This is a genomic window from Niastella sp. sgz303648 (assembly GCF_059587045.1).
The window spans coordinates 289,762-303,559 of sequence record NZ_JCAPSW010000009.1; the positions used below are offsets into that span (position 1 = coordinate 289,762).

The 13,798-nt window shown below is 40.2% G+C and carries 11 protein-coding genes; 7 read left to right on the top strand and 4 right to left on the bottom strand.

Annotation, left to right across the window (positions count from 1 at the left end):
• The first annotated feature begins 1 nt into the window (after position 1).
• The 4 genes from AC59IL_RS25550 to AC59IL_RS25565 all read left to right on the top strand — a co-directional run bounded on the left by AC59IL_RS25550 (position 2) and on the right by AC59IL_RS25565 (position 4,851).
• Positions 2 to 751: a LytR/AlgR family response regulator transcription factor gene (locus AC59IL_RS25550; RefSeq protein WP_496555052.1), complete on the top strand. Its 750-nt coding sequence runs from the start codon at positions 2 to 4 to the stop codon at positions 749 to 751.
• A gap of 104 nt (positions 752 to 855) precedes the next feature.
• Positions 856 to 1,176 (top strand): helix-turn-helix domain-containing protein, encoded by a 321-nt coding sequence (locus AC59IL_RS25555; RefSeq protein WP_496555053.1) that lies wholly within the window; start codon positions 856 to 858, stop codon positions 1,174 to 1,176.
• Positions 1,173 to 3,893 carry a DEAD/DEAH box helicase family protein gene (locus tag AC59IL_RS25560; RefSeq protein WP_496555054.1) on the top strand — a complete coding sequence of 907 codons (2,721 nt, stop codon included), beginning with the start codon at positions 1,173 to 1,175 and terminating at the stop codon, positions 3,891 to 3,893. Before AC59IL_RS25555 ends, AC59IL_RS25560 begins: the two co-directional genes overlap by 4 nt.
• A 1-nt stretch (position 3,894) precedes the next feature.
• Positions 3,895 to 4,851: a DNA-methyltransferase gene (locus AC59IL_RS25565; protein WP_496555055.1), complete on the top strand. Its 957-nt coding sequence runs from the start codon at positions 3,895 to 3,897 to the stop codon at positions 4,849 to 4,851.
• A 144-nt stretch (positions 4,852 to 4,995) separates the two neighbouring features.
• On the opposite strand, the gene AC59IL_RS25570 is transcribed toward AC59IL_RS25565, so the two are convergent.
• The 3 genes from AC59IL_RS25570 to AC59IL_RS25580 form a co-directional block, all read right to left on the bottom strand.
• Entirely contained in the window at positions 4,996 to 6,582 is a 1,587-nt protein-coding gene (locus tag AC59IL_RS25570; protein ID WP_496555056.1) for an alpha/beta hydrolase-fold protein, read from the bottom strand.
• 258 nt (positions 6,583 to 6,840) lie between these two features.
• Positions 6,841 to 7,476, bottom strand: coding sequence for a DUF6266 family protein (locus tag AC59IL_RS25575; RefSeq protein ID WP_496555057.1), 636 nt, complete (start codon positions 7,474 to 7,476; stop codon positions 6,841 to 6,843).
• 384 nt (positions 7,477 to 7,860) lie between these two features.
• Entirely contained in the window at positions 7,861 to 8,496 is a 636-nt protein-coding gene (locus AC59IL_RS25580) for a DUF6266 family protein (protein WP_496555058.1), read from the bottom strand.
• A 305-nt stretch (positions 8,497 to 8,801) separates the two neighbouring features.
• On the opposite strand from AC59IL_RS25580, the gene AC59IL_RS25585 reads away from it, so the two are divergent.
• Together AC59IL_RS25585 and AC59IL_RS25590 are read left to right on the top strand one after the other, a co-directional pair.
• Positions 8,802 to 8,912: an integrase core domain-containing protein gene (locus AC59IL_RS25585; protein ID WP_496550247.1), complete on the top strand. Its 111-nt coding sequence runs from the start codon at positions 8,802 to 8,804 to the stop codon at positions 8,910 to 8,912.
• Between the two features lie 331 nt (positions 8,913 to 9,243).
• Positions 9,244 to 9,402, top strand: coding sequence for a hypothetical protein (locus AC59IL_RS25590; RefSeq protein ID WP_496555059.1), 159 nt, complete (start codon positions 9,244 to 9,246; stop codon positions 9,400 to 9,402).
• A 20-nt stretch (positions 9,403 to 9,422) separates the two neighbouring features.
• Here the strand turns inward: AC59IL_RS25590 and AC59IL_RS25595 are convergent, their stop codons facing one another.
• Positions 9,423 to 10,148 carry a hypothetical protein gene (locus tag AC59IL_RS25595; RefSeq protein WP_496555060.1) on the bottom strand — a complete coding sequence of 242 codons (726 nt, stop codon included), beginning with the start codon at positions 10,146 to 10,148 and terminating at the stop codon, positions 9,423 to 9,425.
• A 932-nt stretch (positions 10,149 to 11,080) separates the two neighbouring features.
• Here AC59IL_RS25595 and AC59IL_RS25600 point away from each other — a divergent pair.
• The gene (locus tag AC59IL_RS25600) at positions 11,081 to 13,741 is read left to right on the top strand and encodes a TonB-dependent receptor domain-containing protein (protein ID WP_496555061.1); all 2,661 of its coding nucleotides are present in this window, start codon (positions 11,081 to 11,083) and stop codon (positions 13,739 to 13,741) included.
• Positions 13,742 to 13,798: the final 57 nt, after the last annotated feature.

Genomic DNA, 13,798 nt, shown 5'->3' on the forward strand with positions numbered 1-13,798 from the left:
CATGGAGCCGCTGAAAACGATTATTATCGACGATAATTTCAACAGTTTACAAAACCTGCAACAAAAGCTGGCAGAGTTTTGTCCCGACATACAGGTACTGGCCACTTGTCAGTCGGCCGAAGAAGGGTTGGTATCGATCAGGCAACACAATCCCGATGTAATATTCCTCGATATTGAAATGCCGCGTATGAACGGCTTTCGCATGCTGGATGAGCTGGATGACTACGATTTTGATATCATTTTTACCACTGCTTATAATCATTATGCCATAGATGCCATACGCATCAGCGCCTTCGACTACCTTACCAAACCCATTGCGATCAAAGACCTGCAAAGCGCTGTAGAGCGACTGGTAGAAACGCACCAGTTGCAAACCCGGCAAAAATTTGAATTGCTGAAGCAATCGTTTGGCGGACCAAAAAGTCAGGATGATAAAATGGCCATTCCCACCGGCGATGGATTGGAGTTTTTAACCATCAGTCATATTTTGCGAATTGAGTCAAGTTCAAATTATTCAAGGATTGTGTTAACCGAAGGAAATGCGATTGTTGTTACCCGGTTATTAAAAGATTTCGAAAGCATACTACAGCCGTATCATTTTTATCGTGTTCATCATTCACACCTGATCAACCTGAAATATGTAAAAAAGTATATCCGTGGCGACGGCGGCCAGGTAATATTGCAAAACGGCGATGTAATAGATGTGTCGAGAAGAAAGAAGGATGAGTTTTTGAAGATGATAATGGGGTAGGGGCCAGGTATAGTAACTACAATCAACAGTTTGTTAATAACTTTCTGAGGACATAATTTGTCCATTAATTTTTGGCTTGCTACATTTGGACAAAATGTGTCCCAATGGCATCAACTAAAAAAAGCATAACCACGTTTGGGGAGCAACTGCGGACAATAAGGGAGAATGCAAATCTTTCTCTACGAGAAGTAGCAAACAACATTGGCATTGACACATCATTACTTGGCAAAATTGAAAGAAATGAACGACCACCCACAAAAGTGCAAATAAAACAACTTGCGACTTTTTTTAAAATAGACAGAAATGAACTTATAAAGGAATTTCTCAGCGACCTTTTCGCTTCTAAAATCCTTGAAGAAGAAGCAGACCTTGACACTTTGAAAGTTGCCGAAAAAAAAGTTGAGTATTTAAAGAATCATAAATGAACCAAGACAGCGTAACCCCAGCGATTACGAATTGGAAGAATCTATTAGAGGATAAAGCATCGGTGCAACTTGCAGAGTATTTTGAAGTTTATAAAAACAGAATACTTCAAGACAGCGAAAAACTTTTTGTTCAGGATTTTTTATTTCCGCTTTTGGGTAAAGAGAACATTAAGCATGTTATTCCTCAATACCCTTTCATTGATTCAGAAGGAAGAACACGGAGGATTGACTTTGCTCTTGTTAAAGACGGAAAGAAACTTGCACTTGAGGTAGATGGAGAAACTTATCATGCAGAAGGAATCATTCCGAATGAAATGTTTGACGATAACCTGTATCGTCAAAACGAAATTTTAAATGCAGGCTGGCATTTATTGCGCTACTCATTCAGCCAATTGCAACACCCTGAATGGAGAACAAGAGTAAGTGAAAGTTTAAGAAGGAAAGTTTACAAAACACTCCCCGAACTACTTTCAGAAAGTTTGATTGAACCAAACTTTTTACAAAAAGAAGCGCTTCATGCACTTGACTTTTATCGAAATACTGGTTGGAAGAAAGGAATAATCGTTTTGCCGACAGGAACAGGTAAAACTTTTTTGTCAGCATTTGACACCAGGAAAGTCAAGGGTAGAATTTTGTTTATCGTTCATCGTTTAGATATTTTAAGCCAGTCAAGAGAAGCTTTTGAGAAAGCATATCCCAAAGAAACGTTGGGCTTGCTTACAGGCGATGTAAGAGAATGTACTAACGCAAGAATTTTATTTGCTTCTAAGGACACTTTAAGAAACCCGGATGTTCTCTATGAGTTTTCACCTGACGAGTTTGATTACATAATTGTTGACGAGGTGCATCATGGGCAATCACCTTCCTATCAAATCGTATTGGAATATTTTCAACCTAACTTTTTCATGTTGGGCTTAACAGCCACACCTGACCGTATGGACAGGAAAGACATCTTTGAATTATTTGACTATCAAAAAGTTTTTGAATACACATTGAATGAAGCCATTGAAAATGGCTTTCTTGTGCCTTACAATTATTACGGACTTAAAGACAATATCGACTACACAATAATCCGGTACAAGGGAAATAAGTATAATGTTGCTGACCTTGACAAGTATTTGATAATTGAAAAAAGAAACGAACAAATACTCAACGAGTATTTGGCAAAAGGAAATAGTAACAAAGCCGTTGGCTTTTGTTGCTCTGTAAAACATGCTGAAGCAATGGCAGCATATTTTACAGCCAATGGAATACCATCTTATGCAATCACATCACAAACGCCAAACCGGGATGAACTTGTAAAGCAGTTCAGAGAAAATAAATTCACCGTAGCCTTTACAGTCGACTTGTTTAACGAAGGAGTTGACTTTCCTGATCTGCGGGTTTTACTTTTTTTACGACCAACGGAATCAAAAACAGTATTCGTTCAACAGTTAGGCAGAGGACTTCGCCTTTGCAGTGGTAAAGAAAATGTTGTAATACTTGACTTCATTAGCAATTATCAGAAGGCAAATAAAGTCAGAGAATATTTGGCAAAAGGAAAAAGCGAGCAGAAGAACGAAAAAACCGGAAGAGTTGAAAAAATTGTTTACGAATATTCTCCAAATTGCGAAGTTCATTTTGATGCCGAAGTAGAACAGATACTTGATTCGCAAGACAAAGCAGCAAGAGAAACTACGAAAGAAGATTTGACTGATGCCTACTATGTTTTAGCTGAAAATCTTGGACACAAACCAACACAGCAGGAAATAAATGAGCAGGGAGAATTTAAAGTTGGTAAGTATCAAACAGCTTTTGGCTCGTGGATTAAATTCCTGAGAGAAATAGGAGAGTTTACAGAAGCCAGTTATCATTTTCCACAAGGGCTGCATCTTGGACATATTCTTTACATCTTAAAAACTTTACCCGGTAATCGCTTAACGAATACTCACCTTGACAATCAATACATACGGTTAAGGGGTAATCTTGGTGAAGACAGATTAGGAGCGTTTCAAAGGCAAACAAAATACAAGCTGCAAGGGCTTATGGAACTTGGCTTGTTAGTAGATGATAGAAAAATTGGTGCAGACACAGAATATCAACTTCAATTAACGCCGAAGGGCAAACAGTTTGCAGAAACTTTAACGCCAATTTTCAAAAGCGTTGACCTGAGTTTTAAAAACAAGGACAGCAGAATCCCGTCGTGGGAAATGAATGCACACCCTTCAGCGTTCAACGAAGCGATAAGCAATTTCATTCAGAAAAATAACAAAGAAGGAGCATTCATTACAAAAACATTTCTTGAAATGCATGCCGTTGGCTTAATGCTCAATTATCTGTATCGTGTTGAACGTAAATTAATAATTTCAAAGAGCAGTATCTATCAGGGATTTTTCAATGCCCCTTTTATCGCAAGCTATTGTGACCAAAATGGAATTGAGGCAGCTACCGAAACAGGAGCAGAACATCGTTGCCCGTTTCTTTTGAATATTCTTGAAGCAATGGGAATTATCAGGCAAGGCAAAGGGGACATTGGATTATTGCAGTTTGTTTTATGTAAACAAACTATTCAGCTTAAACCAAAAGAATCAGAGCAGGAAGTTTATCTCAGAATTGAAAAAATACTCAATGCTCCTGCGCAACTTTCAGCAGAAGAAGTTTCATTACTCAAAGAATCTTTCGGAAAAGACTTTTTGACGAAAAATTATTTCATAAATAATTTCAAAATCATAAAATAAAGTGGCAAACAAATCTCATTTCAATTCAGGACACATTGCAATGAACAAACTCAAAAAAAATGGAGTTGCTCATAGTAGCCATATAGAAACAGCCTTGCCGACAAAAACCTTTCATGGACTTTTTACGGAAGATGCTGTTCAGTTTCTAAAGAAACTGCCAGACAATTCTGTTCAATTGATTTTGATTGATCCGCCATACAATCTTGACTTAGCGACCTGGGACACATTTTGCAATTATCTTGACTGGGCAAAACAATGGTTAGATGAAATCTATCGTGTGCTTTCCGACACAGGCAACTGTGTAATTTTTGGCGGTTTTCAATATCAGGACCTGAAGAAAGGCGACTTATTAGAAATAATGCACTATACAAGGCATCACACTGACTTGCGTTTTACAAACCTTGTGATTTGGTATTACAAAAATGGAATGAGTGCTCATCGTTTTTTTGCCAACAGACATGAAGAAGCCATTTGGCTTTCAAAGACGAACAAATATTTCTTTGACCTGGATTCTGTAAGAGTTCCCTTTGACGAAAAAACAAAAGAGATGTATAAGCGAGACAAGAGGTTGATTGCAGAAAATATTGACAAGGGGAAAAACCCAACTAATGTTTGGGAAATTGGACGGCTAAACGGAAATTCAGTTGAAAGGGTCGGACACCCGACACAAAAGCCGCTTGAACTCATTAGGCGATTTGTAAAAGGACTTTCATATCCAGGTTCATTAGTTCTTGACTTTTTTGCTGGTTCAGGAACAACAGGACGAGTTTGCATTGAAGAAAATAGAAACTCAATTCTTGTTGATAGCGACCCGAAAATGTTAGAGTATTTTAAGCAACATACAAAAAACATGAACGGCAATTTCTTTGTTGCAGAATATAGTATAAAGACCAATCCCCAACTGAATAAATTTTTAGAACTTGTCGTAAAGAAAAATAAAGTAGAAGTTAAGAAATGACCCGTCGCACGCAAGTCAGGCTATTTGCAAAGCATACAACGCCGATGCACAGAAGCGAACTTTGCAAAGAGCCTGCCTTGTTCCCACGATTCCAGGGGACACACCCTAATTCGGTGGACACAAACCTCAAGTCAAATTTCCCGTTTATAAATGTTTCGTTTTTACAGGCATGCTGTATTGCGCTTCCAAAGGAATTGGAATCGGTTTTTGGGTATTCATGTTACCAGGAGTAAGGTAGCTTAATGCCAGTTTAAAGTCTTCCTTGTTATGAAGGTATTCTATTCGAAAAGGATAAAATCCTTTTGATAACGGCAGTATGTATGTGTAGGTGGGGCGACTGTAATTGCCGTCCCATTGCATGAGTAACTTATTATCAAGATATAAGTTTGAATTTTTATCGGCATCGAAAATAAACATATAATAGCCTTCTTCCTTTATCTCAAGAAATCCGTCGATAACCAGGGCAAAATTGTTTTTTTTCGGAAGATTATTAACATCAAAATCCTTGTCGGTTATTCCGGTTTTCACAGGCTGCATGTTTTTAAGATCCGGCCATTTGTTCCAATTGCCTTCATAATAACTGTAATTGAACCCACCCGGTTTTGAATTCTTCGGTTTTGAAGCAGGCCGCCATGCTTCTCCGGTTGTAAAATTGCCGGTTACCGTTTTATCGTACCTGCTTCTGTTAGTGAAGCGTTTATAAGTAACCCTGGCAGCACCGTTTAAAGTGATCTCCGTTTCCACTTCCGGTGATGATTTAACGGGTTCTGTTCCATCAAGGGTATAATGCATTCTTGTGGTATCGTCAAAGTACCATATTTTAATGGGCTTATCTTTCAAAACAATTCCATTCATCGGAACGAACTGTATATCGCTGACAAGCCCGGCATAGGTAAACTTTAATCCATCGTATATGCTTTTTAACCTTATTGAACTATGGGATTCATCAGCATAGGAAACCACTTTCCAGTTTAAAGTCGAAGGAGCCGTTGATTTCAGAACAGCTTCCATGGTGTCAATTCTCATTCCGTGAAAGGCGGAGCCTTCGCGTCCGGTTATAAAAAGCGTGGTATTCAAACCGGCAAAACCGGCTAATTTACCGGCCGCCATTTTGGGAATCAGGCAGTCATCCCACCAAAGGCTGGGATCAACTGCGATAATCGATTTAAAGAGGGTTGGTTCATTTAACAGCGCATACACTGCAAACATACCACTCAGCGAGTGCCCCCATAAGGTATTATCGCCATCGGATGGGTAGGTTTTATTAATGTATGGGATCAACTCATTTTTTATGAACGCAAGAAATTGATCCGCTCCGCCGGAGCCTTTCCAACTTTCCAGATGCGTTGGTGTAAGTTCTACGTTTCGATCGATTCCCATCACACTCACAATTATTGTTGGCGGCATATTGCCCTGACCTTCTACAAAATGCTGTATCTGGTTTACCAATCCTGTATTCCAGTTACCTCCATCCAGCACATACAATACATCATATTTATCGGTACTTCCGGGTGTATAGCCGGTTGGGGTAAATACCTGTATAAACCGCTTTTGCTGCAATATGGTTGAATTGATTGAATCAAGCCTGCCATTATAGGGAACCGTGAGTACGGTGTCCTGCGCCGTTGCTATATTGATGAAGGTCCCCGTTGTTATTAACAGTATTAAAAAAAATCGACATAAATCCTTTTTAGTAAACTTTTTGCCTGCAGTTTTTAGATCCGGTTTCATGTTAGTCTTATTTTTTATAGCTGCTGCTAATGTGCTCATTTTTATTAATAGTTAATCGTTGGTAATTGATTCCTTTCAAACAAGTTTAAAAATATAAAAGTTTATGATTTTACACCCGCAGCAGGCGGGGCTATGTAAACCCAGGTACGGGTAAGCTCAATGGTTGTGCCAATCGGTGAAAGGCATTACGGATAAGGGTTTTAGAAATGCCGGTCCTTTATAACTGTACGAAAGCGGACAGTTCATTGTACGAATTTGCTATGTGATCATTATCTTCCCCATATACTCGCTATTCGTCACTTCTTTCCCATCTTCCGAAATAAATGCCAGCCAGGTATGAACCAGGTGTCCGCGAAATTCACGGACTGCCAGCGTGCCTGCACCAGTACTGCGGTTCGGCCCTGTGGCGGTAAACACGCACTGATCTAAGGCTTCACAATAAGCTACCAGAATTGCCTTATCATTTTCCTTAGCGCCCCTTATCTTACTATTGTCTACCCAGGTAAACCTGATTTCCCCGTTTAAAGATGTTACCTTGCCCTGGAATGCTTTGAGCAACCTGCCCATGCTTACCAATACTTTAGAATAGTCAATGGTAAAGTCAGGAGCGTTGCCTGTAATGGCATTGGTAAGTACGTTTTTAATAGCAAGATTGTATGGTGTTGCCTGTTTATTCCAGTCCCGAAAGCTGATTTTTATCAACTCTTTTATGCTGCTTAAAAATTTTATTGCTGTTGCCATTTTTAATTGCTGTGCCGATTGCGCTTCACTGACGGACTTTACTTTGCGTGAAGGCCGGCTACGTACACATTGTTTACCATTACGTACATAATAAACCTTGTCGCCTAATTTGCCGGAAAGCCGGCCATCAAGGATTGATTTATATTTTGCCATAGTTTTAAGTTTAGGTGAATGATAAGACCAGCCTGCCGGAAGGGAGGGGATCTTTGGAAAATGATGAATATTCACTGGACCTTTCGCAAACAGGGAATTCTCAAATTCAATCCTTTCCCTGTATTCTCTGATAAAATCCCATATGCGATATATCAGGCATAATATGATAGCTATTAAAAGCAAAGTAGTTTGCATACGTTACTATTTTATAGATGAACAAATAGTTAGTTGTTGCAGTTCGCAGGCTACAGATTTCAGAACAGTTTCCCGGAATTGTCCGGTTGCAGTGAGCTTAACTAAAAGTTTTTTGCCCATTTATTTTTGTGCTCATGAAACCTGTAACCTGAAACTTGCAACATAAAAGGATAAGGTCTTAATTAACCATTAGGTAACGGTTACCACACCCGTGTAGGAACTGTCGAAAACGGTTTTACCATCGGCCGAAATAAAAGCCAGCCAGGTATGTACCTGCTGCCCGCTGAATTCGGGCATTTCAAGGCTTGCAGTACCTGTGCTGCGTGCAGGGCCTTCCAGCGTATATTCGCTTACGTTAAGCGCTTCACAATACGCTACCAGAATAGCCTTGTCATCGGGCTTTACGCCACTTTTACTTCTGTTACTCCAGGTAAACGTAATGGTTTCCTTTACCGTTGATGATGCAGTGGCGGCTATTGCCCCTCTTACTTCACCACGGCTTACCATTACCTGGGTGTAATCAATACCAAAATCGGGCGACTGACCGATGATGGCATTTTTCATAAGGTCTCTTACGGCTGCGTTAAATCCCGAAATGCTGGATGATACATCGCGGAAGCCAATCCGTACGACCTTTTTAATAGACCTAAGAAACTTTACTACTGCAGCCATTTTCTCACGGTGTTCCTGTTGACCGGGAGTTGCTGGTTTGTTACTACGTGATCCACGGCTGCGAACATAATTTGTGTTCTTCCATTTGCCGCCTACCACGGTGCCTACTTTGCCGCGAACGCCGCCAAGTATGCCTTCTTCGATTCTAGCCATAAAAGCTGTTTTTAAGTGAACAAATTGGGTTTACTAACAACCGAACCGCCGGCTGTAACCGGTATATTCCATTGGCCCGATTGACATCACAAACATAAAGCGGCAAAAAAAGGAGCCATTCGCGTTTACTCACATTCGCTCACTTTTACTCATTCTTACTCACTTTGACTCACATTTGTCCGCTTTTGGCGCTTTTGTCGCCATTTTTTTAAACATGTTGTTGTTATTTGTATCTGCGTGTGAATTCCGGATTGGCTTACCAGTGAGTAACTGCTATGAAAGAGGAGAGACTATTTTAAATTTAGATGGACAAGCCATTTTCAGTGAAAGATGTTTTGACACAACCCGGCAGCCCTTATGACAACGCTATTGCAGAAAGAGTAAATGGTATACTTAAAACCGAACTGGAGCTGTAAAGCTATTTAGGGCAAAACCACAAACTGTAAAGTTATATCCGTATTATTGTGAACACTGTAAAGCTATATCAGTATTAATCACTCCCACCTGTAAAGTTTTTTCAGTACAAGACAAAGCCATTTTCAGTGAAAGATGTTTACCCAAAGTTTACCCAATGTATACCTAAAGTATACCTGTTGTTTACCTTTTGCTTACCTGTTGCTTACCTTTTGTTTACCCCGCGGTTACCCGTTGTTTACCCTTTTCGATACCCTGAAGAGGTATTTTCTTTATACCTCGCATATATTTTCTTTACCCCTTCTTTACCTAAGGGGTAATAAAAAGGTAAGCATGGTATTTACCAAATACTTAGGAAAACTAAAGAAGGTGGTAAAGAAAGGTAAACCAACCCTGTTAATGGAGCGTGCAGGATTAGTTAACAGAATGTCTCCCCATAAAGAAAAAGTCCCGCAAAGCGGGACTAAAAAAGTAAAAACAACTTTAAAATGATTTGCCCGAAGACATGTATACTATTGATCATCATCTTCCCCGTACATGGCAGCCAGGGCCTTACGTACATCCTGTTCCTGTAAATCGTTCGAAATACAAAACTTTGTAATTGGAATATGGTTGCGTTTTTCCAATCCATAAGTATCACGGATAGTCTGAAACATTGTTTGAGCTGTACGCAAATGAATGCCGAGTATTTGTGCCGCCTCGTTGGTGTGAATGATCAACCTGAGTCTGGTATCAACCGGTTTGAAACAAAGTTCACCTTTCCAGAAAAATTCTTTCCATTTCTTTTTTCGGCTTTTTACAATTGCAAGGCTGTATGGATCATTATGCTTCAAATAGTCAATAAATTCGGCCAGTTTCATTGGTTGGTCGGGGCCTGTATAATAATTTTCCGGAAATAACCGTATTCCCAGGTGATTATATTCGTTGGGAATTCTTAGCGATGCCAGAAAGAGCTGGATCAACGTTTCATCTACCTGCATATACTCACAAAAATCAGCCATATAAATGCCGAAGAAACCTATTTGTCTGCCATAGTAATTCATTATCTCATCACTCAGCTTACTGGCCTTTTCAAAACTACAGTCCATAATATCCTGAATGTGCTTAAAATTCAATGCTACCTGTGGCAATTTTTCGGGGTAGAAAAATTTAACAATGTCATACACTTCTTCATCGATTTTTTGAGGCTCACCGTAGTTGTTGGGAGCAATATGCTCCTTTTTCAATGTCATGGTCATAATAACAAACATTTTTAGTTAAGCCAATAGTGGCGTTTGGCTAACTAATCAGAGTGCCGGTTTCCCCTTTAGGGGGACCATGTTTCCGGTAACGAGTGAGAGCGCAGGAGTATAACAGGGATCAGTGGGTGTAAATGTAATTATTTTTGGGCTAAGAGCTATAAGAGTCCTTCGACTAAAGAGAAAAAAGAGGTCTTGGGGTTTTTAGAACTCTTGACTTTTGTCAATTATGTATAATGATCGCTTGCATTGGTCGCTTGTATTATTGTTAGTAATGGGAGTTTACAAATTGTAATATCTGCAGGTAACAAGGAGGAATAATAAAATAGAATTAGGGTGTTGCCAAACACCTCCCGACGCTTCGGGAGGCCGGGGGAGGTCTCTTGACTTTCATCAATCAAGTTTTAAGGTTTAATGGTCCCAAAATTGGAAAGAATTAATTTCAATCAAGATTTTTAAAATCGCTGCGTATATTTTGATGTACCATTGTTCAACAAAACAGATATTGCAGTAGAACAATTAGTACATTTTATAAAATTCCAACCTGACTCTATGTATTGAGATTCCCGCCGATTGAATAGCTGAATTACTGCACCTCAGCTGACCTTGTCTTGCTATTTATTTTTAATGTGTAATTCGCCAAAAGTGTAACGGTGTAACCTGTATGAACAACACAAAAACCGAACTTCCCAAAGAAAATATAAATTAAGGCTTGTTTACAGTTCGTAGCAGGCGTTTATAAAATAAGTTAGTTTTTTTAGAATATACTAAACGGCTGTATATCCGTTTCTTTTTATTGTTGTAAAATGTAGATTATTAATGAGAAAAGAAATTTGTTTTCTATACCGGAAACAATGTAAGAATAAGGCAACAGGCACAATTGGCCGGCAGCTAAAATATGTATGTGAGACACGCGTTATGTGAAAGTTGATATGAAAAAAGTAATTGCCATATTATTATCGGTCTTGTGCGTTAGCATGCTGCAGGGGCAGGTCGTTACTACCGTTATACAAGGGCAATTGAAAGATTCTGTTTCGGGAGAAAACCTGGTCAACGCTACCGTGAAATTGGTGCGAGCGAAGGATTCGGTAACGATACGGCAAACCATCAGTAACAAAAACGGCTTTATCATTAACCGCGTGCCGGCAGGCAGGTATCATTTAAAGGTTTCCTATATCGGGTACAGAGATTCCACTTACATGATCACGATTGATGCAAAAGACAGCATTTATAATGTGGGCGCATTGATAATGACGAAATCCGCCACCAACCTGATGGAAGTGATCATTAAATCTACCATACCCCCCGTGATCACAAAAAGTGATACGATCGTTTACAATACCAGTGCCTTCAAAACAAGACCCAATTCTACTGTGGAGGAATTATTAAAAAAGCTGCCGGGTATAGAAGTAGATAAAGATGGAAACATCACCTTCCAGGGCGAAAAGATCCAGAAAATTTATATAGACGGGAAAGAGTTTTTCTTTAACGATCCCAAACTGGCTTCACAAAATCTGCTGGCAGATATGGTGCAAAAGGTGGAAGCATTTGACGACAAAAGCGAACGGGCGAAGCTAACCGGTATACCTGACGATAAACCTGCCAAAGCGCTCAACCTGCGACTGAAACCCGATAAAAAGAAAGGCTATTTTGGCAATGTGGAGGCCGGTTATGCCAGTCAGAACAAGTACAATATAAATGCTTCGGCCAATTACCTTAAAGACGAGGCCATGGCTATGATAGGCGCTGGCAGTAGCAATACCGGCTCGGGAAGGATCAGCAGCCAGGCAAAAAATATTTCTCTGAATTACAGCAATACGCTCAATCAGAACTTGCGGTACAGTATGTCGTATGGAGGTAATACCAATAAAAGCCGTAACTGGTCATTTAGCCAGCGGCAGACTTTCATAGCAGATTCTTCACTATTGCAGGAACGGGAAGGTGCATCTGCTGCCGATGGCAACGGCCATAGTGTTAACATTAATCTAAATTATAAAATAGATTCTTTCAGTAATGTGGGTGTAACGGCTGCTGCCGGATTGCAACATGCAACCAATAATACCAACGATTTGGCGAACACCAGTGTTGGAAAAGCCGGCAATGTGCAACCGGTTAACAATGCGTCTACCAATAACAATACAAACGATAACAGCTGGAATGGCAATATCAATGTAAATTATAACCACCGCTTCAGAAAACAGGGAAGGTACGTTGGATTAACTTTTAACAGCAGCAGGAACCAGCAAAACGGCGATGGCGGGCTGGAATCCCTGACAACCTTTTATGACCCTTTCGGTACCCTGACTGACAGCCTGGAAAGAAACCAGCGCTCTTATCAAAACGCCGATGGGTTTACATACGGATTAAATATTTCCTATACCGAGCCGGTAAGTAAGAACCAGGTGCTGGATGCCTATTACAACCTGACCAGTTCCAATAGTAACAGTAACAGAATCTCCTATAATTATAACCCCATCACCGGCAAATACGACCAGCGGGACACCCTGGCCAGCAATGGCTTTGAAAACAGCAACCTGTTGCAAAGTATTGGAATCGGCTATAATAATTTCAGGAGCAGTAAGTTCCGGTATCAGGGTGGTATAGGCATGTCGAAGGGCCGGCAACAAAACATTAATAAAACGGCTAACCTGGCCGATCTTGCGCAAACCACCACCAATATCTTTCCCCGTGCTTCGCTTATGTATTCGATCAGCAAACACCAAAGTATAAGGTTGGCTTATAGCGGAAACAGCCGGCAGCCGCTGATCAGTGAATTACAGCCCCTGCCTGACTATAGTAACCCGCTTATCATTCGCCTGGGTAACCCTTCGCTCAAACCGGAATTTAGTAACCAGTTGAACCTCGAGTACCGTGATTTCAATGCACAAAAGATGAGAAGTTTCACCCTGAATGTAAACTACCGGAATGCATTGAACAGGATCGTTAACTCTGTTATCACCAATGCGCAGGGCATACAGGAACAGCAATACATGAATATGAATGGGGACTATGGTTTTGGCGGATCGATAGGGTATTCTATGCCGCTGGTTAAACCTCAAAAGCCGCTCAGTGTAATGTATAATACTTCCATTAGTTTTGCCCGGGATGCAAACCTGGTAAACCGGGAACTGAATATACGACATTCAGCATCTATGAGCCACGGACTCGCTTTTAATTGTCACCTGGGTGAAAAATTGTTTGCGTCTGCCTCCGGCAACTTCAACATGAGCGGGGCAAAGTATTCTTTACAAACAGTGGGAACGAATACGTTTATTACTCACCGGTACAGCGGGAACATATCTTATGAGTTTCCCTGGCACATGATGGTGTATACCGATTTCAACATGTCGTTCAACAATACGCAACATCAGCTGAAGCGACAAAATACAGCAGTATGGAATGCCTCCCTACTACAAAGAATGTTTAAAGACAACAAGGGAGAACTAAAGATATCCATATTTGATATACTCAACAATAGAAAGACGTTCAACCAAACAATAGGAGATAATTATATCGAGACCACTAGAAATGAAGTAGTGAGCCGGATCTTTAACCTGTCGTTTGTGTACCGGTTCCGGGGAAATAAATTGTAAGAAGGGAAGGATGTGAATAGGTTCCATGTTCATCTGTGCAATCTGTGGCAACCATCA

Excerpts from the sequence above, each read along its gene's own strand:
- AC59IL_RS25550 (WP_496555052.1), top strand. The coding sequence starts at position 2 with ATGGAGCCGCTGAAAACGATTATTATCGACGATAATTTCAACAGTTTA.
- AC59IL_RS25555 (WP_496555053.1), top strand. The coding sequence starts at position 856 with ATGGCATCAACTAAAAAAAGCATAACCACGTTTGGGGAGCAACTGCGG.
- AC59IL_RS25560 (WP_496555054.1), top strand. The coding sequence starts at position 1,173 with ATGAACCAAGACAGCGTAACCCCAGCGATTACGAATTGGAAGAATCTA.
- AC59IL_RS25570 (WP_496555056.1), bottom strand. The coding sequence starts at position 6,582 with ATGAAACCGGATCTAAAAACTGCAGGCAAAAAGTTTACTAAAAAGGAT.
- AC59IL_RS25575 (WP_496555057.1), bottom strand. The coding sequence starts at position 7,476 with ATGGCAAAATATAAATCAATCCTTGATGGCCGGCTTTCCGGCAAATTA.
- AC59IL_RS25580 (WP_496555058.1), bottom strand. The coding sequence starts at position 8,496 with ATGGCTAGAATCGAAGAAGGCATACTTGGCGGCGTTCGCGGCAAAGTA.
- AC59IL_RS25585 (WP_496550247.1), top strand. The coding sequence starts at position 8,802 with ATGGACAAGCCATTTTCAGTGAAAGATGTTTTGACACAACCCGGCAGC.
- AC59IL_RS25590 (WP_496555059.1), top strand. The coding sequence starts at position 9,244 with ATGGTATTTACCAAATACTTAGGAAAACTAAAGAAGGTGGTAAAGAAA.
- AC59IL_RS25595 (WP_496555060.1), bottom strand. The coding sequence starts at position 10,148 with ATGACCATGACATTGAAAAAGGAGCATATTGCTCCCAACAACTACGGT.
- AC59IL_RS25600 (WP_496555061.1), top strand. The coding sequence starts at position 11,081 with ATGAAAAAAGTAATTGCCATATTATTATCGGTCTTGTGCGTTAGCATG.